This is a genomic window from Bradyrhizobium sp. 61 (genome assembly GCF_023073075.1).
GTDB classification, from domain to species: domain Bacteria; phylum Pseudomonadota; class Alphaproteobacteria; order Rhizobiales; family Xanthobacteraceae; genus Bradyrhizobium; species Bradyrhizobium barranii.
In genome coordinates this window covers 125,867-147,110 of record NZ_JADPIU010000035.1, presented here as the reverse complement: position 1 = coordinate 147,110, position 21,244 = coordinate 125,867, and the positions used below count along the sequence as shown (strand labels likewise).

At 65.0% G+C, this 21,244-nt stretch carries 20 protein-coding genes; 4 read left to right on the top strand and 16 right to left on the bottom strand.

From position 1 onward, the window contains the following. Positions 1 to 104: 104 nt before the first annotated feature. The gene (locus tag IVB46_RS11085; protein WP_028152470.1) at positions 105 to 755 is read right to left on the bottom strand and encodes a protein-L-isoaspartate(D-aspartate) O-methyltransferase; all 651 of its coding nucleotides are present in this window, start codon (positions 753 to 755) and stop codon (positions 105 to 107) included. Positions 756 to 992: 237 nt separating this feature from the next. Between IVB46_RS11085 and IVB46_RS11080 the strand changes: the two genes are divergently transcribed. Next, positions 993 to 1,364, top strand: coding sequence for a response regulator (locus IVB46_RS11080; protein WP_028152469.1), 372 nt, complete (start codon positions 993 to 995; stop codon positions 1,362 to 1,364). A 3-nt stretch (positions 1,365 to 1,367) separates the two neighbouring features. Here the strand turns inward: IVB46_RS11080 and surE are convergent, their stop codons facing one another. From surE to IVB46_RS11020, 12 genes are all read right to left on the bottom strand, one after another. Next, positions 1,368 to 2,135 carry a 5'/3'-nucleotidase SurE gene (gene surE, locus IVB46_RS11075; RefSeq protein WP_063983116.1) on the bottom strand — a complete coding sequence of 256 codons (768 nt, stop codon included), beginning with the start codon at positions 2,133 to 2,135 and terminating at the stop codon, positions 1,368 to 1,370. A gap of 104 nt (positions 2,136 to 2,239) precedes the next feature. Continuing rightward, positions 2,240 to 2,602, bottom strand: a complete 363-nt coding sequence (locus IVB46_RS11070; protein ID WP_247305323.1) for a hypothetical protein — start codon at positions 2,600 to 2,602, stop codon at positions 2,240 to 2,242. A 197-nt stretch (positions 2,603 to 2,799) separates the two neighbouring features. Continuing rightward, the gene (gene serS, locus IVB46_RS11065) at positions 2,800 to 4,131 is read right to left on the bottom strand and encodes a serine--tRNA ligase (RefSeq protein WP_135213746.1); all 1,332 of its coding nucleotides are present in this window, start codon (positions 4,129 to 4,131) and stop codon (positions 2,800 to 2,802) included. A gap of 192 nt (positions 4,132 to 4,323) precedes the next feature. Continuing rightward, positions 4,324 to 5,136 (bottom strand): twin-arginine translocase subunit TatC, encoded by an 813-nt coding sequence (gene tatC / locus IVB46_RS11060; RefSeq protein WP_063983113.1) that lies wholly within the window; start codon positions 5,134 to 5,136, stop codon positions 4,324 to 4,326. After that, positions 5,133 to 5,672 carry a Sec-independent protein translocase protein TatB gene (gene tatB, locus IVB46_RS11055; protein WP_247305320.1) on the bottom strand — a complete coding sequence of 180 codons (540 nt, stop codon included), beginning with the start codon at positions 5,670 to 5,672 and terminating at the stop codon, positions 5,133 to 5,135. The genes tatC and tatB overlap by 4 nt, the downstream gene beginning before the upstream one ends. 86 nt (positions 5,673 to 5,758) lie before the next feature. After that, complete coding sequence (locus IVB46_RS11050) at positions 5,759 to 5,995, bottom strand: twin-arginine translocase TatA/TatE family subunit (RefSeq protein WP_028156107.1); 237 nt, start codon at positions 5,993 to 5,995, stop codon at positions 5,759 to 5,761. Between the two features lie 167 nt (positions 5,996 to 6,162). Further along, the gene (gene scpB / locus IVB46_RS11045) at positions 6,163 to 6,912 is read right to left on the bottom strand and encodes an SMC-Scp complex subunit ScpB (protein WP_063983111.1); all 750 of its coding nucleotides are present in this window, start codon (positions 6,910 to 6,912) and stop codon (positions 6,163 to 6,165) included. A 21-nt stretch (positions 6,913 to 6,933) separates the two neighbouring features. Then, entirely contained in the window at positions 6,934 to 7,773 is an 840-nt protein-coding gene (locus tag IVB46_RS11040; RefSeq protein ID WP_063983110.1) for a ScpA family protein, read from the bottom strand. Beyond that, entirely contained in the window at positions 7,770 to 8,798 is a 1,029-nt protein-coding gene (nagZ, locus tag IVB46_RS11035; protein WP_247305317.1) for a beta-N-acetylhexosaminidase, read from the bottom strand. The genes IVB46_RS11040 and nagZ overlap by 4 nt, the downstream gene beginning before the upstream one ends. Before the next feature lie 46 nt (positions 8,799 to 8,844). After that, a complete protein-coding gene (locus IVB46_RS11030; RefSeq protein WP_247305628.1) occupies positions 8,845 to 10,446 on the bottom strand; it encodes an SPOR domain-containing protein in 1,602 nt (533 codons plus the stop codon). 141 nt (positions 10,447 to 10,587) lie between these two features. Further along, entirely contained in the window at positions 10,588 to 12,378 is a 1,791-nt protein-coding gene (argS, locus tag IVB46_RS11025; protein WP_247342733.1) for an arginine--tRNA ligase, read from the bottom strand. A 9-nt stretch (positions 12,379 to 12,387) separates the two neighbouring features. Next, positions 12,388 to 13,596 (bottom strand): deoxyguanosinetriphosphate triphosphohydrolase, encoded by a 1,209-nt coding sequence (locus IVB46_RS11020; protein ID WP_094184451.1) that lies wholly within the window; start codon positions 13,594 to 13,596, stop codon positions 12,388 to 12,390. Between the two features lie 123 nt (positions 13,597 to 13,719). Between IVB46_RS11020 and erpA the strand changes: the two genes are divergently transcribed. Both erpA and IVB46_RS11010 read left to right on the top strand, forming a co-directional pair. Beyond that, positions 13,720 to 14,049: an iron-sulfur cluster insertion protein ErpA gene (gene erpA, locus IVB46_RS11015; RefSeq protein ID WP_014495044.1), complete on the top strand. Its 330-nt coding sequence runs from the start codon at positions 13,720 to 13,722 to the stop codon at positions 14,047 to 14,049. A gap of 241 nt (positions 14,050 to 14,290) precedes the next feature. Beyond that, positions 14,291 to 15,193, top strand: coding sequence for a hypothetical protein (locus tag IVB46_RS11010; RefSeq protein ID WP_247457588.1), 903 nt, complete (start codon positions 14,291 to 14,293; stop codon positions 15,191 to 15,193). Between the two features lie 77 nt (positions 15,194 to 15,270). Here IVB46_RS11010 and IVB46_RS11005 read toward each other — a convergent pair whose 3' ends face one another. After that, positions 15,271 to 17,601 (bottom strand): ATP-binding protein, encoded by a 2,331-nt coding sequence (locus IVB46_RS11005; protein WP_247305308.1) that lies wholly within the window; start codon positions 17,599 to 17,601, stop codon positions 15,271 to 15,273. Between the two features lie 133 nt (positions 17,602 to 17,734). Here IVB46_RS11005 and xth point away from each other — a divergent pair, with 133 nt between their 5' ends. Further along, positions 17,735 to 18,532 (top strand): exodeoxyribonuclease III, encoded by a 798-nt coding sequence (gene xth / locus IVB46_RS11000; protein WP_014495040.1) that lies wholly within the window; start codon positions 17,735 to 17,737, stop codon positions 18,530 to 18,532. 82 nt (positions 18,533 to 18,614) lie between these two features. Here xth and IVB46_RS10995 read toward each other — a convergent pair whose 3' ends face one another. Together IVB46_RS10995 and ilvD are read right to left on the bottom strand one after the other, a co-directional pair. After that, complete coding sequence (locus IVB46_RS10995) at positions 18,615 to 19,445, bottom strand: tetratricopeptide repeat protein (protein ID WP_247305305.1); 831 nt, start codon at positions 19,443 to 19,445, stop codon at positions 18,615 to 18,617. Then, positions 19,432 to 21,156 (bottom strand): dihydroxy-acid dehydratase, encoded by a 1,725-nt coding sequence (gene ilvD / locus IVB46_RS10990; RefSeq protein WP_247305303.1) that lies wholly within the window; start codon positions 21,154 to 21,156, stop codon positions 19,432 to 19,434. The genes IVB46_RS10995 and ilvD overlap by 14 nt, the downstream gene beginning before the upstream one ends. Between the last annotated feature and the right edge of the window lie 88 nt (positions 21,157 to 21,244).

Genomic DNA, 21,244 nt, shown 5'->3' with positions numbered 1-21,244 from the left:
CTCACTCGTACGCAACAGAACTGGTCTTTTAAGTAAACACGTCGCGAGTAAATAACGGCTTAACCCTCCCAATAAGATGTTGGCGGCACAGCCGATCCGGAAATCTACAGCTCCCGCGCCACCCCGGGCAGCGCCGGCACGAAGCGGACCTCGACGAGTTCCTTGCGCTCGATCCCGGCTTCGGTCCGGCTGAAGCGAACCAGCGTCTGCACACCATGGTGCGGGCCGATGGGTGCGATCAGGATGCCGCCGACCTCCAGCCGCTCGACCAGGTTCTCCGGAAGCTGCTCCATCGCGGCGGTCACGATGATGCGGTCGAACGGGCCGATATTGGCCGGCAGGTTGAGGCCGTCGCCGAGCATCACCTCGACATTGTGACAGTTTAGCTTTTCGAGCCGGGCGCGTGCCGCCTCCGCGAGCTTGCGGTAGCGCTCCACGGTCAGCACCTGGCCCGCGAGCCGAGACAGCACGGCGGCCTGATAGCCCGAGCCGGCGCCGATCTCGAGCACGCGGTGCTTCTTCTGGAGCTGCAGCTGCTCAGTCATGTAGGCGACGACGAAGGGCTGGCTGATGGTCTGCCCGCAGGCGATCGGCAGCGCGCTGTCACGATAGGCGGCGTCGCGATCGGTCTCCTCGACGAACAGATCGCGCGGCACCTCCTCCATGGTTCGCAGCACCGCCTGATCGCTGATGCCCCGCCGCCTCAGCGAGAGCTGAAACATCATCTTTTCCGGCGGGTGCTGATCGGAGGTCATCGCTGCTTATCGTCTCGTCGGGTCCAGGGCCACGTGTCTCGTTAAGACCCGGGGCAGGAATCCTGTTCCTGCCCAGGAACCCATGATAGCCGTTCGGGCGCGGTATTGGACCATAAATCGGCTTGCAACGGGTTGGCTGCAAAGACCATTTTCAGGTGTCCGCTCGCCGAAACGCGCATTGCGTCGATTCGCGTTATCTGCGAACGTTTTCCGTAAATGGGCAAGGACTCAACGACTATGACCGCGACCGGACCTTCGGGCCGCTCTGTATTCCTCGTCGAGGACGAGGTGATGATCAGGATGATGGTCGCGGACATGCTCGAAGAGCTCGGCTACAAGGTGGCTGCCGAGGCCGGCGATATCACCGAGGCGCTGCGGCTCGCCCAGGCGACCGAGTTCGACATCGCCATCCTCGACGTCAACGTCAACGGCAAGGTCATCTCTCCGGTCGCCGATGTCATCAGGGCGAAGGGCTGCCCGTTCATCTTCGCTACTGGCTACGGCTCCTCGGGCCTGCCCGAGCAGTACCGCGACCGGCCGGCCCTGCAGAAGCCGTTCCAGCTCGACGCGCTCGGCAAGACCATCGAAGCCGCCCTTCGCGGCGGCTAGCGATTACTTCAGCGTCGCGCTCAGCGCTTCGGAAAACGCCTCATTGGTGCGGTCGAGCCGGAGCGGCGTGACGGAGACATAGCGCTCGCGCAGCGCCGCCAGATCGGTGCCTTCGGCAGGCGTATCCATCATCGCGGCACGCTCGAAGCCGATCCAGAAATAGGGATTGTTGCGGCCGTCCCTGCGCTCGTCGATCCTGAGGAAGCCGAGATTGCGCTTGCCCTGGCGCGTGACGCGGATGCCGAGCACCTCTTCCGGTGTACATGCCGGGAAATTGACGTTGATGACGGTGTCCTTCGGGATGCCGGCGGCGATCACCTTGCGCAGGATGTCGGGTCCGAATTTGAGCGCGGTGTCCCAAAGCGGGCGCTCGCGCGTCTCGACGCTGAACTCCTGCGACAGGGCGAAAGACGGCAGCCCCAGGATGGTGCCCTCCAGCGCGCCGGCGATGGTGCCGGAATAGACCACGTCCTCGGCGACGTTGCGGCCCTTGTTGACGCCGGACAGTACGAGGTCGGGTGGCTTGGTGCCGAGGATATGGCGCGCGCCCATGATGACGCAGTCGGTCGGCGTGCCGCGCACGGCGAAGTGCTTTGGTCCGACCTCGCGCAGGCGCAGCGGATCGTTCAGCGAGAGCGAATGCGACACGCCGGACTGGTCGAGCTCGGGCGCAACGACCCAGACGTCGTCGGACAATGCGCGTGCGATCTCCTCCACGACCTTGAGGCCGGGGGCGTGAATGCCGTCGTCATTGGTGCAGAGAATGCGCATATTAAAAATCGTTCCTGAAGCGGGTCTGAGCCGTCTTATCCGGCCGGGGCCGATCAGGCAAACCGGCCGACTGGGTCCGGCGGCGGGTTCCCAGCCTGGTCCTGCTACCTGCGGATGCGCCATTGCGGCAGGAAGCGTGCGAGCCTGCCTTCCGCGCGCAGCTTCATCGCCGGCACCACCAGGCTCACAACCGGAGCCTCGATCACCCCGAGCGCCTCCAATTGCGCGAGGATCGGCTCCGGCTCCCGCGTCTGCGGAAAGCGTTCGCGCGCCACGGTCAGCGCCTTGTCGAAATCCGCAGCATTCACGCCGGGCTTGGCCCGCCGGCTGCACACGAGATCGTCATCCCAGAGCCGCGCGATCGCGATGTCGAGCACACCACGCAGACGCTGATCGACGGCCTGGATACCGGCACCTGTCACCGCCCATTGTCTGCCGACCCAGAAGATGTCGCGGTGCAAGGCCATGAACAGTGAGTTCGCATTGTCGGGTGGCCGGCAGAATAACCAGCCGACCGATCTTCGCAACCAAACGTTTCTGCGTGACAGCCGGGCAACGCGCCCCGGACTCCCGTTCCGATAGAATCGGAACGGGACTTCAGATTTTTATCTTGTTTGACGCGCTTTCTCGACGCGAACCGGTATCCACTTCGCTCGAAAACGCCCTACTCGCGCGCGACCACCTTCAGCCCGCCCATATAGGGCTGGAGCACGTCGGGGACGGCGATCGAGCCGTCCTCCTGTTGATAAGTCTCCATCACGGCGATCAGCGCGCGGCCGAGCGCGGTGCCGGAGCCGTTCAGCGTGTGCACGAATCGTGGCTTGCCGTCCGGACCGCGCGAGCGGGCGTCCATGCGACGGGCCTGGAAGTCACCGCAGACCGAGCAGCTCGAGATCTCGCGGAACGCGCCGCCCTCGCCCTGCCCGGGCATCCAGACCTCGATGTCATAGGTTTTTTGCGACGAAAAGCCCATGTCTCCGGTGCAAAGCGTCATCACACGGTAATGCAGATCGAGCCGGCGCAGCACTTCCTCGGCACATGCCAGCATCCGCTCATGCTCGTCCTTGCTGGTCTCCGGCGTCGTGATCGACACCAGCTCGACCTTGGTGAACTGGTGCTGGCGGATCATGCCTCGGGTATCACGTCCTGCGGCGCCCGCCTCCGCGCGAAAGCACGGCGTCAGCGCAGTCAAGCGCATCGGCAGCTGCTTCTCATCGAGGATGGATTCTCGAACGAGGTTGGTGAGCGCCACCTCCGCTGTCGGAATGATGCCGAGACGCTCGGTCCGCAGCCGCTCCAGATCGGGTGCGGCGAGCAATTCGCCCTTGATCGCCCAGAACTGGTCGTCCTCGAATTTCGGCAATTGTCCCGTGCCGAACATGATCTCGTTGCGGACCAGCAGCGGAGGATTGATCTCGGTATAGCCGTGCTCGTCGATGTGCAGATTCAGCATGAACTGGCCGAGCGCGCGTTCGAGCCGCGCCAGCCCCTTCTTCAGCACGACGAAGCGCGCGCCGGAGAGCTTGGCCGCCGTCTCGAAATCCATGTCACCGAGCGCGCCGCCGAGATCATCATGGGGCTTGGGCGCAAACGCGTAGTTGCGCCGGTTGCCGAAGACATGGCGCTGCACATTGCCGTGCTCGTCGACGCCGTCGGGCACCTCGCTGAGCGGCAGATTGGGGATCGCCGACAGCGCCGTGGCAAGCTCTTCGTCGGCGGCTTTCGCAACGGCTTCGAGCTGCGGCATCGTGGTCTTGAGCTCGGCGACCTCCGCCATGAGCTTGGCGGCACGCGCGTCATCCTTCGCCTTCTTGGCGTCGCCGATCTCCTTGGAGGCCGCATTGCGCCGCGCCTGCGCCTGCTCCGAGGCCAGGATCGCCGCCCGCCGCTTCTCGTCGATCGCGAGCAGCGACGCCGACAACGGCTTCAGGCCACGCCTAGCGAGGCCGGCGTCGAAGGCTTGCGGATTGTCGCGGATCGATTTGATGTCGTGCATGGCGGTGGTCCTGGATCAGCGCATAAACCTACAACGGCGAACGTTGTACGTCAGCGCGTTCCCCCTAGCACAGCTGTCATCGCCCGCGAAAGCGGGCGATCCAGTATTCCAGAGGCGCCCGTGATTCCCCGAGAGGCTGCGCGTACTGGATTCCCCGCCTTCGCGGGGAATGACACCGGTGGACGTGGCGCCCTACTCTGCAGGATTGGCCGGCGTCGACACGTCGGTGCCGGTGGCGGCCTTCGACGCCGCCGCCTTCTTCTCCACCATCCCGACCGCGATGATCGAGCCCTCGTAGAGCAGGAGCAGGGGAATCGCCAGCGAGCACTGGCTCAGCACGTCGGGCGGCGTCAGAACGGCCGCGATGACGAAGGCGATGACGATGAAATAGCGGCGCTTCTCGCGCAGCATCTTCGAGGTGACGATCCCAATGCGCCCGAGCAGCGTCAGGATCACCGGAAGCTGGAACGCGATGCCGAAGGCGAAGATCAGCGACATCATCAGCGACAGATATTCGCCGACCTTGGGCAGCAGCTGGATCTGCGCGGTCTCGTCGCTGCCGGCCTGCTGCATGCCGAGCGAGAAGCGGACCAGCATCGGCAGCACCACGAAATAGACCAGCGCCGCGCCCAGCACGAAGAAGAACGGGGTCGCGACCAGATACGGCAGGAAGGCCTGCTTTTCGTGCTTGTAGAGCCCAGGCGCGACGAACTTGTAGATCTGCGTCGCGACGATCGGGAACGAGATGAAGCCGGCGCCGAACAACGCGAGCTTGAGCTGGGTGATGAAATATTCCAGCAGCGCCGTGTAGATGAACTTCGAATTCTCGGGACCAGCGACCCACACGAACGGCCAGACCAGCACGTTGTAGATCTGCTTGGCGAAGAAGAAGCAGAAGATGAAGGCCACGCCAAAGCCAAGCAGCGCCTTGATCAGCCGCGACCGCAGCTCGATCAGGTGGTCCATCAGAGGGGCTTTGCTGGCCTCGATATCGGCGTCGCTCATGACGCTTTAACGTCCTTGATCGCCTCAGGTGGCGCAGTGTCTTGAATGACCTGGGCCTGCTCGACCTCGCGGGTGATCGCGAGCGGCTCGTTCGCAGCCGCATGCGCCTCGGCTTCCACGAAGGTCTCGGGCGTCGGCGCTTCCGGCGTGGTTGGTGTCGCCGGCGTTTCGCTTGAAATCGCCAGCGCTTCACTTGAAGTCGCTTCGACGGCGGTGGTCGTGGAGGTCTCGGCCGGCTTGTCCAGCGCATCGACGCGGAGCGCGTCGCTGACATCCTTCTGGAGCGAGGTCATCAGATTGTTGCCGGCAAAGCCGGAAGCGGCTTCCTTGACCTCGTCAAAGCTCTTCTTGAGGTCGGCCATTTCGGCCTCGCGCATCGCTTCCTGGAACTGGCCCTGGAATTCGGCGGCCATCTTGCGGGCCTTGCCCATCCACTGCCCGACCATGCGCAGAACGCCCGGCAGTTCTTTCGGGCCGATGGCAACCAGGGCCACGACCCCGATCAGGACCAGTTCACTCCACCCGATGTCGAACATGAGGCCTTCCGTTCACGCCAGCCGCGACCGGCCCAATCCTTCGCGCTTAGGATCGGCGCCGTCACCCGCGTCTCGCGTACGCTTACTCAGACGGCCTTGCTGCCGACGTCGGACCGGGCCGCGGTCGGCGGCGCGGCGGCGTGCTCGATCGACTTGGCCGGCTCGGGCTTGTCGGCGACCTTGTCGTCGTCCTGCATGCCCTTCTTGAAGGCCTTGATGCCCTGGGCCACGTCGCCCATCAGATCCGAAATCTTGCCGCGGCCGAACAGCAGCAGGACGACTGCGATCACCAGGATCCAGTGCCAAATGCTAAGCGAACCCATCCTGCAACCCTCCAAACACACTTGGCCGGGGACCCGGCCGATCTTCCCGGAAACCTAGGCTTGGCAGGCCTCAAAAACAAGGACCAAGGCAGCGCCAATTCGCTGTTGGCGCTACGTAATCTTGCCAGTGTTAACTGGTCGCAGGGAGCCTCTAAACGGCCGGGACGTCAGTCCTCGCTGCCACCCTCGCCGCCCTCATTGCCGCCTTCCGGCGTCTCGGGCTCGACCGCAGGCGCCAGCGCGAGATCCAGGTCCTCGCCCGGTTCCAACGGATCCTCGTCCTCGCGCAGCTGCGGGTCATCCGACGGGGTCGGCACGCTGAATCCGGTCGGCAGGCGCGAATCCAGCAGGCCCGTGCCCTTCAGCTCCTCCAGGCCCGGCAGATCGCCAAGCTGTTCCAGGGTGAACTGCGACAGGAAGTCCTCGGTGGTTCCGAAGGTCAAGGGGCGCCCGGGCGTCTTGCGACGACCGCGCGGCTTGATCCAGCCGGTCTCCAGCAGCACGTCGAGCGTGCCCTTCGAGGTGACGACGCCGCGGATCTCTTCGATCTCGGCGCGCGTTACCGGCTGGTGATAGGCGATGATCGCCAGCACCTCGATCGCGGCGCGCGACAGGCGGCGGGTCTCGGTGCTCTCCCGCGTCATCAGCCAGGCGAGATCGCCGGCGGTACGGAAGGTCCATTTGTTGGCGACGCGCACGAGATTGACGCCGCGCAAGGCATAGTCGGCCTGGAGCTGTTCGAGCGCAGCCTTGACGTCGACGCCATCAGGCATGCGCTTGGCCAGCGTCGCGGTGTCCAGCGGTTCATTCGAAGCAAACAGCAGCGCTTCCAGCAGCCGCAGCTCTTCAGGACGTGCCTGGGACTCGTTCTCCATCGGCTCGGCCTCTTCTACCCGCACTTCAGCCAGGCTTGCCATGGTAGCTTCTCCTTCTTGCACTTAACCGACCGGCGCATCAGGCGCAGGAGCTGCGTCCACGACCGGTTTCGGGCGCCCCTTCCGGAAATAGATGGGCGCGAACGCCTCTTTCTGGTTCAACTCGAGCTGACCTTCACGCACCAGTTCGAGCGCAGCCGCAAAGCTCGAGGCGAGCACCGTCGCGCGCTGCGTCGGATCGGCAACGTGCCGGAGCAGAAAGTCGTCGAGAACGCCCCAGTCGTCCTGTTCGCTGATGCTGCCGACAAGCCGCTCCAACGTGGCGCGCGCCTCAGCGAGCGACCACACCGTGCGCTTGGCCAGATGCACGCTCGCCAGCACGCGCGACTGGCGCTGCGCGGCATAGGCGGTGAGCAGGTCGTACAGCGTCGCGGTGTATTTCGGGTGCTTGATCTCCGCGATCTGCTCGGGCTCGCCGCGCGGGAAGATGTCGCGCAGCAATTGCTGCCTGTTCATCAGCCGGTTTGCAGCTTCGCGAATGGCTTCCAGCCGGCGCAGGCGGTTGGCGAGCGCGGTCGCCATCTCTTCTGCGCTCGGGCCTTCCGCACTCGGCGGCTCCGGCAGCAGCAGACGCGACTTCAGGAAGGCAAGCCAGGCCGCCATCACGAGATAATCGGCAGCAAGCTCCAGCCGGATCTTTCGCGCGGCTTCGATGAAGTGGAGGTACTGGTCGGCCAGCGCCAGGATCGAGATCTTGGCGAGGTCGACCTTCTGCTGCCGCGCCAGCGCGAGCAACAGGTCGAGCGGGCCCTCATAGCCCTCGACGTCCACAACCAACGCCGGCTCACCCTCGGCGAGCTCTGCAGGCCGCCCGGTTTCAAACGATAGGATTTCTGCGGTCATGCGGATGCCGTGTTTGCCCGTGCGATCAATGCGTCCAGTTCGGCGCGTGCGGCCGCCCGGTCGAACGGCTGCGGTGCCTTGCGCGACGCAAGTGCGGCCTTCGCCCGCGCCAGCGCCGTGCCGGACAGCTCAGGTGTCTGGCCGGCGACCTCGCGCATCTCCTCGATGTTGCCGTTGCAATGCAGGGCCATGTCGCAGCCGGCCGCGAAGATGGCGCGGGTCCGTTCGGCGATATTCCCCGACAGCGCGTTCATCGACACGTCATCACTCATTAACAAACCCTGGAACCCGATCACGCCGCGAATCACCTGAGTGATCATTGTCGCAGAAGTCGTCGCCGGATGGGCGGGGTCGACCGCGCTAAACACAACATGTGCAGTCATGGCCATCGGCAGGTCGGCCAGCGGCTTGAATGCCGCAAAGTCGGTCCGGTCGAGTTCGTCCCTCGGAGCATCGACTGTCGGCAGCTTGAAATGGGTGTCGGCGGTGGCGCGTCCATGGCCGGGAATGTGCTTCAGAACCGGCAGCACGCCGCCCTGCTCCAGGCCCTCAGTGACCGCGCGCGCGATCGCGGCGACCTTGCCGGGCTCAGTGCCGTAAGCCCTGTTCCCAATGACGGCATCGGCACCCGGCACCGGCACGTCAGCCAGCGGCAGGCAATCCACGGTAATGCCGAGATCGGCGAGATCAGACGCGATCAGCCGGGCGCTGAGGCGCGCAGCCGTCAATCCGAGTACCGAATCAGCGTCGTACAAGGTCGAGAAAATCGCGCCCGGCGGATAGACCGGCCAGTGCGGCGGGCCCAGCCGCTGCACCCGGCCCCCCTCCTGGTCGATCAGGACAGGCGCGTCAGCCGCGCCCGCAGCCGCCCGCAATTCCTCAACCAGCGCAGCAACTTGAGCCGGCGCCTCGACATTGCGCTTGAAGAGGATGAAGCCCCATGGGCGTTCGGCACGGATAAACTCCCGCTCGGCGGCGGTTAGTTCCGTTCCGGATACACCGGTAATGAAGGCCCGCGTGCTCATAACGGCCGATTAACCCTGCCCCGCGAGGGGGTCAAGGAAACGGCCGTTAATTCCTCTGGACGAAGCAGGCGGACAGGCCAGCGGACTTCAGGCTGTTGCAAGCCTGCGTCGCTTCCTCGGCCGAACCATAGGGTCCGGCGAAAGCGCGATAGACGACCCCCTTGCCCTTGTCGGTCAGATCGACCCGCTTGATCACCGGCGAGCGCGATCCGAGCACGCTGCCATATTTGCTCTGAAGCACCCGGTAGGACGCGGCCGCGCTGTCCTCGCTCTGCTGCGAGGAGACCTGCACGACGTAGCCGCCACCACCATTGCTGGCGGGCGTGATTTGCGTCGGGTTGGTCGCAGCCATCCGCTGCGGCACCTCCGCAACCGGCGTCGATTGCGGCGCAAGCGAGAGCGGCTGGTTGGCACTGGCATTGGCCGAAGTCGGCGGATTGCGCGGCGCAGGCGGTGCGGCGGGCGCGGCAACGGGCTTCGGTGCGGCTGCCGCCGACTTGGCGGCTGCGGATTGCGGCGCGGTGCTATCGGTCTGATCGGCCCTCACGGCCACAGTCCTGATCGAGCGCGGCGTGTTGGCTGGCAGCGTGCCGTTGCTCGGGATTGGACCCGCGCTTGGCGGCGGGATCGTGGACGGCGCGACGCTCGCCACCGACGGCGGGTTCGCGTTCTGGTTCAGTGGCGGGAACACCACGCGCGGACCGCCCGCCTTGGCAGCGACGTCGACAGGCGCCTCTTCACGCGGCACGATCTTCTCGGAGCCATCGCCGCTCGCCATGCGATCCGGCACCTTGGCCGAGGAGTCGGTCGGCGCCGGCACGATCTTGGTCGGCGTGTTGTCCGCCTTGATGATCGGCGGCTCGCCGCTGCGAGGCGAACCGACATAGGTCTTGTAGGCGAAGGCCGCGCCAGTGCCGACCACGGCAAGCGCGAGGATCGCCGCGACCGTCATCATGCCGCCGCGCGGCTTCTTCGGCTCGTCGAGATCGGCCTCGGGATAGTCGCTCTGGAACGCGTAAGGATCATCCGGATAGGCGGGATCGCGCTGATAATCCTGCTCGCCACCCTCCAGCCGTCCATAGAGCGCGTCGTCGTAGCGTGCCGGATCGGGCGGCTGATGCGGCTCCTGATAGGCTTGCTCCTGGTAAGCCTGATCATGCTGCTGGTGAGCGCGGCCCTGATGGGCCTGATCCTGATAGGCCTGCGCTTGATGGGCCTGATCCTGGTTAGCGTGGTCCTGATAGGCCTGCGGCTGATGGAAATCAGGCTCGGGCGCGGTCGGCTGGGCTGAATAGCGGTGCAATGGATGAACCGGGTTCACAGAAACGGGATAGTCGGGCTGCTCGGGCGCGGGCTGCGGCTGCACGTTGGCGCGCCGCATCCATGAGGGCGGCCCGGGCGGAGCCGGCGGCGCCTGCTCGGCATAATCCTGCCGATAGTCGTCCTGCGGATAGTCGTGGTCCTGATAGCTCTGCGTTGGCGGCGCCGGCGGCTGCGCGCTCGGCCGTCCCTGCGCTGCGAATGGATCGGTCTGTCCGATCAGGCGGGCGAGTTCGGCCAAGGGATCGTTGTCCGCCTTCCCATGCTGATCGCCACCGCGACCATAGCCATCGGAAGGAAACGTTCTGTCCTGATATCGTTCGGCCATCGTGATGATGCGTCCCTTCGGGAAAGCCGCGCGCCCCTCGACCAAGGCGCGGCTTTCGACCCACAAGGCATTCAACCAAGTCTAAGCGGTCCGGCTTCTGCCGGTTACCCCCAAAATTCCCCTTAAGTAGTTCGCCCCAAACTACCGCATCTCGTCCGGAGCATGGACGCCGAGGATGGCGAGGCCCGATGCCAGGACAGAGACGACGCCCTGGACCATGGCCAGTCGCGCCTTTGTAAGATCTGCATCATTATTGATAATGAAGCGTAAATAGGGCAAATCGCGCCCCTTCGTCCAAAGTGCGTGAAATTCGCTCGCTAAGTCATAGAGATAGAAGGCAATTCGGTGCGGCTCATGGGCCGCGGCGGCGGCCTCCAGCATGCGCGGAAAAATTGCGAGGCGCTTGAGTAGCTCGAGCTCGACCGGGTCCGATAGTCGTTCCACCGCCGACTCGCCGAGCCACGCGATGCGCTTGCCGGTATCCTCAGGCAGTTCCGGGAACACTTCGGCCCGGGCGTTGCGGAAGATCGAGTGGCCACGGGCGTGGCCGTACTGGACGTAGAATACCGGGTTGTCGCGCGACTGCTCCATGACCTTGGCGAGGTCGAAGTCGAGCACCGCGTCGTTCTTGCGGTAGAGCATCATGAAGCGGACGGCGTCCTGGCCGACCTCATCCACCACCTCACGCAAGGTGACGAAATCCCCGCTCCGCTTCGACATTTTCACCGGCTCGCCGTTGCGCAGCAACTTCACGAGCTGGACGATCTTGACGTCAAGCGCGCCCTTGCCTGATGTCGTCGCCTTCACCGCCGCCTGCATCCGCTTGATGTAGCCGCCATGGTCGGCGCCCCAGACGTCGATCATCTCGGCGAAGCCGCGATCGAACTTGTTCTTGTGGTAGGCGATATCCGAGGCGAAGTAGGTGTAGGAATTGTCCGACTTGATCAGCGGACGATCGACATCGTCGCCGTAAGCCGTCGCCTTGAACAGCAGCTGCTCGCGGTCTTCCCAATCCTCGACCGGCGCGCCCTTCGGCGGCGGCAGGCGGCCCTCGTAGATGTCGCCCTTGGCCTTCAGGAAATCGATGGTCTCGGCGACCTTGTTGTTGCCGGTCTCGATCAGCGAGCGCTCCGAGAAGAACACGTCGTGGCGGATGTTGAGGGCGGCGAGATCGTCCTTGATCTCGTCCATCATCATCGCGATTGCCTTGGCGCGCACCGTCGGCAGCCACTCGGCCTCGCTCATCGCAAGGAGCTTGTCGCCGTGCTCCTTCGCCAGCGCCGCGCCCACGGGCTTCAGGTAGTCGCCGGGGTAAAGCCCTTCCGGGATCGCGCCGATGTTTTCGCCAAGTGCCTCGCGGTACCTGAGGAAGGCAGAACGCGCGAGCACGTCGACCTGCGCACCGGCATCGTTGATGTAGTATTCGCGAGTGACGTCGTGGCCGCCGAACTGGAGCAGGCTTGCGAGCGCGTCGCCGAACACGGCGCCGCGGCAATGGCCAACATGCATCGGTCCGGTCGGGTTCGCCGAGACGTATTCGACATTGACCTTGGAGCCACCGCGGACGCGGCCGTAATCGGCGCCCTCGCGCAGCACCGTCCGCAGCGCCTCGGCCCAGGCGGCCGGCTTCAGCGTCAGATTGATGAAGCCGGGACCGGCGACATCGACCTTGGCAATCAGCGCGTCGGCACGGAGCCGCTCGGCGATCTGCTCGGCGAGGTCGCGGGGCTTTGCCTTTGCCTCTTTCGCAAGCACCATGGCGGCGTTGGTCGCCATGTCGCCATGCGTGGCATCGCGCGGCGGCTCGACCACCACGCGGGAGAAATCGATACCCTCGGGCCAGTTGGCGTCCGCTGCGAGCGCGCGGCAGGCGGCGTACACGCGTGCGAGCACGTCGGCGAACAGGTGCAGTGCTGAGGATGTGTCGGGCATGGCCGCCGCCTAACGCAAATCCGGGGTCGAGTCAAAGAGCCGCTGGTGCTCGGTCAGGGCGAAACGGTCGGTCATTCCGGCAATGAAATTGCCGATCCGGCGGGCCCGGTCGCCCTCATTGTCCGCCTCCGCCCCCAGCAGCCATTCCGGTGGCAGCTCACCGGGCGATGTCAGGTATTTTGCGAACAGGTCGAACAGGATCTGTTCCGCCTCCCCCATCACCCGCATCACCCGCTTGTGGCGGTACATGTGCTGATAGAGAAAGCGCTTGATGGCGGCCTCCTCCTCGGCAACCGCCGCCGGGAACGTGACCAACGCCCGGCTCTGCCGGCGCACATCCTGGGCCGACTGCGGTTTCACGGCGGCGAGGTTCTTCTGCGCCTCCGAATACACCGCACCGATCAGGTGCGAGATCAGCTCGCGCACCAGCTCGGCGCCGCGCCGGACGTCTTCGAGATCGGGATAATGCGCTGAGGTCTCGGCGATGATCTCCGCGGTCAGCGGCATCACCTTGAGATCATCGAGATGGAACAGGCCGGCGCGCAGACCGTCATCGATGTCATGGGCGTCATAGGCGATGTCGTCGGCGATCGCGGCGACCTGCGCCTCAAGCGAAGCGAAGCTCCACAATTCGAGATCGTAGGTCTTGATGTAGTCGGCGATGCCGACCGGAATGCCATGCTCGCGATAGGGCCCGACCGGCGCGCCGCTGCGATCCGTCAGCGGGCCGTTGTGCTTGACGATGCCCTCCAGCGACTCCCAGGTCAGGTTGAGACCGTCGAACTCCGGATAGCGGTGCTCGAGCGACGCGACGACGCGCAAGGTCTGGGCGTTGTGGTCGAAGCCGCCGAAATCCTTCAGGCAGGCATCCAGCGCCCGCTCGCCGGCGTGCCCGAACGGCGGATGGCCGAGATCATGAGCCAGCGCCAACGTTTCCGTGAGGTCCTCGTCCAGCCCGAGCTGCCGGGCCAGGGCGCGAGCGATCTGCGCCACCTCCAGCGAATGGGTCAGCCGGGTGCGGTAGTGGTCGCCCTCGTGGAACACGAAGACCTGGGTCTTGTACTTCAGGCGGCGGAACGCGGTGGAGTGGATCACCCGGTCGCAATCCCGCCGGAACGGGCTGCGGGTCCGGCTCGGCGGCTCCACGACCAGCCGGCCGCGGCTGCGGTCGGGGTCGCAGGCATAGGGCGCACGGGGGGCTGCCATTCCGACGGACACGACGAATTTAGTCCCTATCCATTTGATTCTGCGTATGCTTGCACTTAACTATGCCGGACGTGGGATACCAAATGAATTGGGCAAGTGAACTTGGTATGACCGCGGGACTATCGGAGATGAACTATGACGACTGACGTGACCATCAGTGACCGCGCCGCACGCCGGATTGGGGAGATCCTCAAGGGCGAAGGTTCTGGCGCGATGCTGCGCATCTCCGTCGAGGGCGGCGGCTGCTCGGGCTTCCAGTACAAGTTCGACATCGACCGCGACCGCACCGACGACGATCTTGTGATCGAGCAGGAGAATGCGGTCGTGCTGGTCGATTCCGCCTCCCAGCCGTTCCTGGCGGGCTCGCAGGTCGATTTTGTCGACGATCTGATCGGCGCCTCGTTCCGCGTCAACAATCCCAATGCGACGGCGTCCTGCGGCTGCGGGACCAGCTTCTCGATCTAGCCCGACTTAAAATCTGAAAAACAACCCCATGCAAAGTAGCCGGGAGCCGGCGCGATGCATTTCGGACTTTACGAAAACTGTTTGACGCGTCGGGCAAATCAGGGGTAAGTTGCGATCATCGCGAGGTCCCCAAGGGGGCTCGGCGGGTCCGATACAGTCTGACGCCGAAGCGGCCCCTGTCCAATCATTCTAGAAAGCTTAAATCTCGTCAGCGGCGCCAATAGCGGTATTAAATTATCCAATGCGCATTATTGATCGTCTGTTCTCTTGCCTCGCTCTATTCCTTGCAATCGCAGCCGTCCCGGTGCTTCCCGCGCGCGCGGCCGAAACCTGCCCGTTCATCAGCGCCCAGGAGCTCGCCCGCGCGATGCCGGCGCTCAAATGGTCACTGATTTCAAATCAGGACGGCCGCGGCTGCATCTACCAGGGCGGGCGCGGCGACACGATGATGTTGACCGTGTTCCGCAATCCCGACAACGACCGCGCCAGGGAATTGTACGCGACCTTCGTCAAGACGCTTGGTGAGCGCATGCCGCTGAACGCGGTCGCGGGGACCGGCGACGAAGGCCAGGGCGGAACGAGCGCCGCCGGCGCGGAACGCCAGGAAGCCTCGGTCGTCGCCTTGTCCGGCGATTACATTCTGCAGATCAGCGTCTATCCGATCGGCCGGCGTGCCGACGACGCGCTGCTCGGACCGATCACAGATGCCGCGCGCGTTGCCATCGCCAACGTGAGCAAGAGCAGCGAGCGGTTTGGCAATTGCGAGTGGCTCACGGCCGCCGATGCCGACGGCTTTCTCGACAAGAGCACGCTGACGGTCCAGCGGACCGGCGCCAGCAGCTGCATGATGTTCGATCGCGAGGCCAATACCATGACCGTCGCGGTGATCGCGATGTCGCGCGACACGGTCATCGGCATGATGAAGCGCGCGGGCCCCTGCAAACATTTGACGATACCCGAGCTCGGCAGTGAAGCGTTCGGCGAGCATTCCTGCACCAAGGGCAACGGCAACGCCGTCAACATCTATGTCTGGAAGAACGGCAGGCAGGCTTCGATCCTGTTCGCGCCGGTCAAGCCGCATCCCGAGTCCGGCTCGGTCGAGCGCCTGAGGGCGGTCGCCGGGCGCGTCTATGGAAAACTGTAACGGCGCCGCGTTACATTGCCGGCGCACGCGCCCGTAGCCGTCCTGCGGCTGCGGGACCAGCTTCTCGATCTGACCGGCTAGACGCCGGTCATCTGCCTTTCCTCGTCCGTCCACTCGACGTCGAGTGGCGTCAGCTCCGGCTGAAGCGGCGCGCCCTCCGACATCATGTTGCCGTCGAGCGCGCGCAACAAGGCGGCCGCGAGTGCGGGCTTACGCAGCGGCTTTGCCAAAAAATCCGACATGCCGGCCTCGCGGCAGATCTTGACGTCCTCGGGGAAGGCGTTGGCGGTCAGCGCGACGATCGGCAAGGCTTCGAAACGCCCGCCTTGAGCGCGGATCGCCCGCGTCGCGGCAAGGCCGTCCATGTCCGGCATGCGCACGTCCATCAGCACGACATCGTAATCACTCTCCGATGCAGCCTCGACCGCCTGGACGCCGTCGGTGACGACGCGCAGCTCGACGTCGAACGCCCCCAACATCTTGGTCACGACCATGCGGTTGACGGCATCGTCCTCGGCCACCAGCACCTTCAGCGGCCGGTCGAGCCCCGCGATCCGCGCCTTGAGCTCGTCCGCTTCGTCGCTGCCCGCCGCCTGGTCGGAGGCCTGCGCCTGGCTCCAGGGCAGCACCAGCGTGAAGCGGAAGGTCGAGCCCTCGCCCGGCGTCGAGGTGACGCCGATGGTGCCGCCCATCTGCTCGATGATGCGCCGTGAGATTGCAAGCCCAAGCCCGGTGCCGCCGAAGCGGCGGCTGATCGAGGCGTCGGCCTGCGCGAAGTCGGAGAACAGCTCCCCGAGCTTCTCGGGCGCGATGCCGATGCCACTGTCGGTCACGGTCCATTCGACGGTCGCAAGCAGATCGCGGCGCGCCTGGCAGGTGGCCTTGATCGTCACCTCGCCTTCGTCGGTGAACTTTACCGCGTTGGAGGCGAGGTTGAGCAGCACCTGCCGGATCCGCGCGACATCACCGCGCAGCGTCGGCGGCAGGTTCGGGTCGAGCTCGACCTTGACGGCGAGCCCCTTGCTCTTGGCGCCTGCGCGCACGACGGTCGCAACCGTCTCGACCAGCGCCCGCGGCGCAAAGTCGATCGCCTCGAACGCGAAGCGTCCGGCCTCGAGCTTGGACAGATCGAGGATATCGTTGAGGATGCGCTGGAGATTGTCGCCGGACTCGCGGATCGAAGTGACGGCCTCGTGCTGCTCCGGATCGAGCCTGGTTTCCAGCAGCATGCTTGCAAGCCCGAGCACGCCGTTCATGGGCGTGCGGATCTCGTGGCTCATCACCGCGAGGAAGTCGGACTTCGCGCGGCTCTCGGCCTCCGCCTTTTCCGCACGCCAGCGCTCGGTAACGTCGCGGCCGAAGCCGCGATAGCCGAGGAACTGGCCGTCGCGGTCGTAGGCCGGCTTCGCAGTCAGCGACCACAGCCGCGCCTCGCCGCCGGCGACGACCTTGAGGTTCATCTCGTGCAGCGGCTCGCTCTGCTCCATCAGGCCGACGACGTTGTAGGCTGCGCTCTTGTCGTCGGGACAGAGCATGTCGAGCACGTCGACGAAATGCGAGCCCTTCAGCAGCGGAAGCGGAAGCTGCGCCACTTCGGCGAAGCGTTGGGGCACGTCGACGAGATGCCCTTCGGCGTCGGTCTGCCACAGCCAGTCGCTGGCGTTCTCCTGAAAGTCCTTCAGCAGCAGCGAGATGATCTCGGTCTGACGTTCGAGCTCGAGCCGGGCCTTGAGATTGCCGAGGAACAGATTGCCCTGCGAGACGATGTTACGCGCCATGAAGAACGCGAACAGCAGCAGGAACACCGCGGTCAGCAGATACGGCCCGGTGCCGCACAGGAACAGCGCGCCGGCGCAGGCCATCGTCACGGTCGCGAGATAGACGAGGCCCGCGCGCGGGAAGGTCGACAGCGTGAAGGCGCCGCCGGACATCATGCCGACCATCAGGCAGGCCAGGATGAGCTGACTGGTCGGCTCGACCCGGCTGAACAGCGCGAGCGGAAGCGTGCCCCAGATCGCCGCGAGGAAGAACGCCTGCCGCAGCATCTGCCGCGCGGCGCGCGGTGATGCTTCCTGCGGCGGGTTTTGATGTGACCGCCGCCACGCGCGCACGGCAAGCGAGGCGGTGACGGCGAGGGTCATGCCCCAGATCGCGAGGAAATCGTTCCAGCCCCTGCCCCAGAACAGGATCAGCACGATGGCGACGTTGAGCATGGTGACGGCCATGGTCACCGGGATCGCGCGCATCACCGCGTCGATCTGCTTGGCGCGGATGCGGCGCAGCTCGCGCTCGCTGAGATCGGCGGTCAGGCCGTCCTCGATCTCGAAGCCGCCGAGCCAGTACAGGAACGCGCCGATCAGGCCGTCGCGCGGCTCAGCTTGCTTCATGGATTTGTCCGGCCATCCCATTCGAAAAACCTTTTCGGTATCAATGGCCCGAGCCCGGCTTAAGCCGGGTTAATTTTGTGGGAGATTTTGCGGCGTCCTTGACGGGCGCGTTTGCAGTTTGTTCTAACGATGGCCCCTGCCCGGAGCCCCACCAATGCCCATCAGAGTTGCTACCTGGAACGTGAACTCGGTCCGGCAGCGGATCGACCTGCTGTTGACCTGGCTGAAGGAGTGCCAGCCGGACATCGTCTGCCTGCAGGAGATCAAATGCGTTGACGAGGCCTTCCCGCGGCTGGAGATCGAGGCGCTGGGCTACAACGTGGTCACCCACGGTCAGAAGACCTTCAACGGCGTCGCTTTGCTCTCGAAGCTCCGCTTCGACGAGACCAAGTCGGGCCTCGCCGGCGACGACGAGGACGCCCATGCCCGTTTCCTCGAGGGCGTGGTCACGCTCAAGCACGGGGTGCTGCGCATCGCCTGCCTCTATCTGCCCAATGGCAATCCGGTCGGGACCGAGAAATATCCCTACAAGCTCAAATGGATGTCGCGGCTTCTTGAGTATTCGAGGGAGCGACTCAAGGCCGAGGAGCCGCTGATCCTCGCAGGCGACTTCAACGTCATCCCGCATGCCCGCGACGTCCATAATCCCGCCGCCTGGACCGAGGACGCACTGTTCAAGGCCGAGACGCGGGAGAGCTTTCAGTCCCTGCTGGGCCTCGGCCTCACCGACGCCCTGCGCGCGGTCACCGACGAGCCCGGGCTCTACACCTTCTGGGACTACCAGGCCGGCGCCTGGCAGAAGAACCATGGCTTGAGGATCGACCATCTGCTGCTGTCGCCGCAGGCCAGCGACCGGCTCGCCAATGTCGGCATCGACAGCTATGTGCGGGCCTGGGAGAAGCCGTCGGACCACGTGCCGGTATGGGCGGATCTGGATCTGGAGGCGGCTTGAGCCGATGCCTGGAGGTGCTGGATTGCGCCAGCGGACTGCGCTTTGCGCAGCCGCGGGCTAACCTACCCGGCGGGGGTACCTACTACCGGCGGCCCTGAACGCCCTGCACCCACTGTTCCAGCATTTGCAGGCACATGGCGCGGTCGTCGTCCGAGGCCTTGGCGAAAGCGCGATTGTAGCTTTCCTTGATCCAGGTTTCCTCGATACCGGCGCTGTCACGCGCCAGCGTCAGCCACATCAGGCCGCGCGCGGCCTGCCGCGGCAGGCGGTCGCCATTGAACAGCATCTGGCCGAGCAGCGCCTGCGCCTCGTGCTGGCCTTTCTGGGCGGCAAGGCCGAGCCAGCGCGCGCCATAGCGGAAATCCTCGCGCGAGGCGTCCGGGGTCTTCAGATACAGCCGGGCGAGATCGTACTGCGCATCCGCATTGCCGAAATAGGAGGCCGCATAGGAGAACATCTCCCGCGCCCGGTCCGAATCCGGCTTGATCTTCGAGTTCGGGATACCGCTCAGATAGTAGCGGCCGAGCGCGACGAAGGCGTTGGCCACGACCTGCGCCTGCGGCGCCGACGGGCTGTCCTCGGCATGCGCATTGGCGATGCGGCTGAAATATTCAAAGGCGCGCACATCGTCCTGGGCGACGCCGTCGCCGTTGGCATACATGCGGCCGAGCTTGAACTGAGCGCCGGGATGACCGCCTTCGGCGGCATATTGCAGGGCGCTGAGCGAGGTTTCCTGGGGCGTGGTCGCCGGTGCCGCCACCTTGCTGCGCACGGCACCCGCGGCGCCCGGCAAGGTGGTCACGACCGGGAGGGCCGCGTCCTTGCTGGCCGAACCGTCAAAGGCGAGCGCCGGCGCGGCCAGCGCTCCGGCCCCCAACACAAACGCAACTATGGCACGCCTAGATGTCCGCATAGCACTGTTTCTCGTGCGCGCCGCCCGGATGGGTTACTGCCCCACCGACCGCTGGTCCAACCTGCTGAGCATACTTCCAGAGCGCACCCGACGTGTGGTTAGTCGCGCGAGCGCTCCATTTGGTCTTGCGCTGGGCGAGCTCTTGGTCGCTCAATTTTACGTTAAGGGTACCTACGACCGCATCGATCTCGATGATGTCGCCATCCTCGAGCAGCCCGATCGGGCCGCCGATGGCGGCTTCCGGCCCGACATGGCCGATGCAGAAGCCGCGGGTGGCGCCGGAGAAGCGGCCGTCGGTGATGAGCGCGATCTTGCCGCCCATGCCCTGGCCGGTCAGCGCTGCGGTGGTCTGAAGCATTTCCCGCATGCCGGGACCGCCCTTGGGGCCCTCGTAGCGGATCACGATGACCTCGCCTTCGCGATAGGTGCGGTTCTGGACGGCCTCAAAGGCGTCCTCTTCCCGGTCGAAGCATCGCGCCGGACCGGTGAACCTCAGGTTAGACATTCCCGCGACTTTCACGATCGCACCTTCTGGCGCCAAATTGCCCTTCAGACCAACCACACCGCCGGTGACGGTGATCGGCTTGTCTGCCGGGTGCACCACATCCTGGTGCGGATTCCACTTAACGCTTTTGAGGTTTTCGGCGATCGTTCGACCGGTGACCGTAATGCAGTCACCGTGGAGAAATCCGTTGTCGAGCAGCGTCTTCATCAGAAGCGGTATGCCACCTACTTCAAACATGTCTTTGGCGACATAACGGCCACCCGGCTTCAAATCCGCGACATATGGTGTCTTTTTGAAGATTTCGGCGACGTCGAACAGGTCGAACTTAATGCCGCACTCATGCGCGATCGCCGGCAGGTGCAGTGCAGCATTGGTCGAGCCACCGGACGCCGCGACCACGGCGGCGGCGTTCTCCAGCGCCTTCCGTGTCACGATGTCGCGCGGCCGGAGGTTGGAGGCGATCAGGTCCATGACCTTCTCGCCCGCGGTCATGCAGAAAGCGTCGCGGATTTCATACGGTGCTGGGGCGCCGGCCGAGTACGGCAGCGCCAGGCCGATCGCCTCGGAGACGGTCGCCATGGTGTTGGCGGTGAACTGCGCGCCGCAGGCGCCCGCCGAGGGGCACGCCACACGCTCGATCTCGTCGAGGTCCTCGTCCGACATGGCGCCGACCGAGTGCTTGCCGACCGCCTCGAACATGTCCTGCACGGTGACCTGCTGTCCGCGGAAATTGCCGGGCAGGATCGAGCCGCCGTAGATGAAGATCGAGGGCACGTTGAGACGGACCATCGCCATCATCATGCCCGGCAGCGACTTGTCGCAACCGGCAAGGCCCACGAGCGCATCATAGGCGTGGCCGCGCACGGTCAGCTCGACGGAATCGGCGATGCACTCGCGCGACGGCAGCGACGAGCGCATGCCGTCATGGCCCATGGCGATGCCGTCGGTGACGGTGATGGTGCAGAATTCACGGGGGGTGCCGCCGGCCGACGCGACGCCCTTCTTCACCGCCTGGGCCTGGCGCATCAGGGAGATGTTGCAGGGGGCGGCCTCGTTCCAGCAGGAGGCGACGCCGACGAAGGGCTGGTGGATCTGCTCGGTGGTCAGACCCATGGCGTAGAAGTAGGACCGGTGCGGCGCGCGCGTCGGGCCTTCCGTCACGTGACGGCTCGGCAGCCTCTGCTTGATGTCGGTCTTTGCGTCCATCGCAAACCAGTTTCCCCGGCCAACCCTTTCAGACCCGAAAAATCAGAGCCAAGATTTGAATCGACCTTGGGATTTTCCGTCCTTCGAA

Excerpts from the sequence above, each read along its gene's own strand:
- IVB46_RS11085 (WP_028152470.1), bottom strand. The coding sequence starts at position 755 with ATGACCTCCGATCAGCACCCGCCGGAAAAGATGATGTTTCAGCTCTCG.
- IVB46_RS11080 (WP_028152469.1), top strand. The coding sequence starts at position 993 with ATGACCGCGACCGGACCTTCGGGCCGCTCTGTATTCCTCGTCGAGGAC.
- surE (WP_063983116.1), bottom strand. The coding sequence starts at position 2,135 with ATGCGCATTCTCTGCACCAATGACGACGGCATTCACGCCCCCGGCCTC.
- IVB46_RS11070 (WP_247305323.1), bottom strand. The coding sequence starts at position 2,602 with ATGGCCTTGCACCGCGACATCTTCTGGGTCGGCAGACAATGGGCGGTG.
- serS (WP_135213746.1), bottom strand. The coding sequence starts at position 4,131 with ATGCACGACATCAAATCGATCCGCGACAATCCGCAAGCCTTCGACGCC.
- tatC (WP_063983113.1), bottom strand. The coding sequence starts at position 5,136 with ATGAGCGACGCCGATATCGAGGCCAGCAAAGCCCCTCTGATGGACCAC.
- tatB (WP_247305320.1), bottom strand. The coding sequence starts at position 5,672 with ATGTTCGACATCGGGTGGAGTGAACTGGTCCTGATCGGGGTCGTGGCC.
- IVB46_RS11050 (WP_028156107.1), bottom strand. The coding sequence starts at position 5,995 with ATGGGTTCGCTTAGCATTTGGCACTGGATCCTGGTGATCGCAGTCGTC.
- scpB (WP_063983111.1), bottom strand. The coding sequence starts at position 6,912 with ATGGCAAGCCTGGCTGAAGTGCGGGTAGAAGAGGCCGAGCCGATGGAG.
- IVB46_RS11040 (WP_063983110.1), bottom strand. The coding sequence starts at position 7,773 with ATGACCGCAGAAATCCTATCGTTTGAAACCGGGCGGCCTGCAGAGCTC.
- nagZ (WP_247305317.1), bottom strand. The coding sequence starts at position 8,798 with ATGAGCACGCGGGCCTTCATTACCGGTGTATCCGGAACGGAACTAACC.
- IVB46_RS11030 (WP_247305628.1), bottom strand. The coding sequence starts at position 10,446 with ATGGCCGAACGATATCAGGACAGAACGTTTCCTTCCGATGGCTATGGT.
- argS (WP_247342733.1), bottom strand. The coding sequence starts at position 12,378 with ATGCCCGACACATCCTCAGCACTGCACCTGTTCGCCGACGTGCTCGCA.
- erpA (WP_014495044.1), top strand. The coding sequence starts at position 13,720 with ATGACGACTGACGTGACCATCAGTGACCGCGCCGCACGCCGGATTGGG.
- IVB46_RS11010 (WP_247457588.1), top strand. The coding sequence starts at position 14,291 with ATGCGCATTATTGATCGTCTGTTCTCTTGCCTCGCTCTATTCCTTGCA.
- IVB46_RS11005 (WP_247305308.1), bottom strand. The coding sequence starts at position 17,601 with ATGGGATGGCCGGACAAATCCATGAAGCAAGCTGAGCCGCGCGACGGC.
- xth (WP_014495040.1), top strand. The coding sequence starts at position 17,735 with ATGCCCATCAGAGTTGCTACCTGGAACGTGAACTCGGTCCGGCAGCGG.
- IVB46_RS10995 (WP_247305305.1), bottom strand. The coding sequence starts at position 19,445 with ATGCGGACATCTAGGCGTGCCATAGTTGCGTTTGTGTTGGGGGCCGGA.
- ilvD (WP_247305303.1), bottom strand. The coding sequence starts at position 21,156 with ATGGACGCAAAGACCGACATCAAGCAGAGGCTGCCGAGCCGTCACGTG.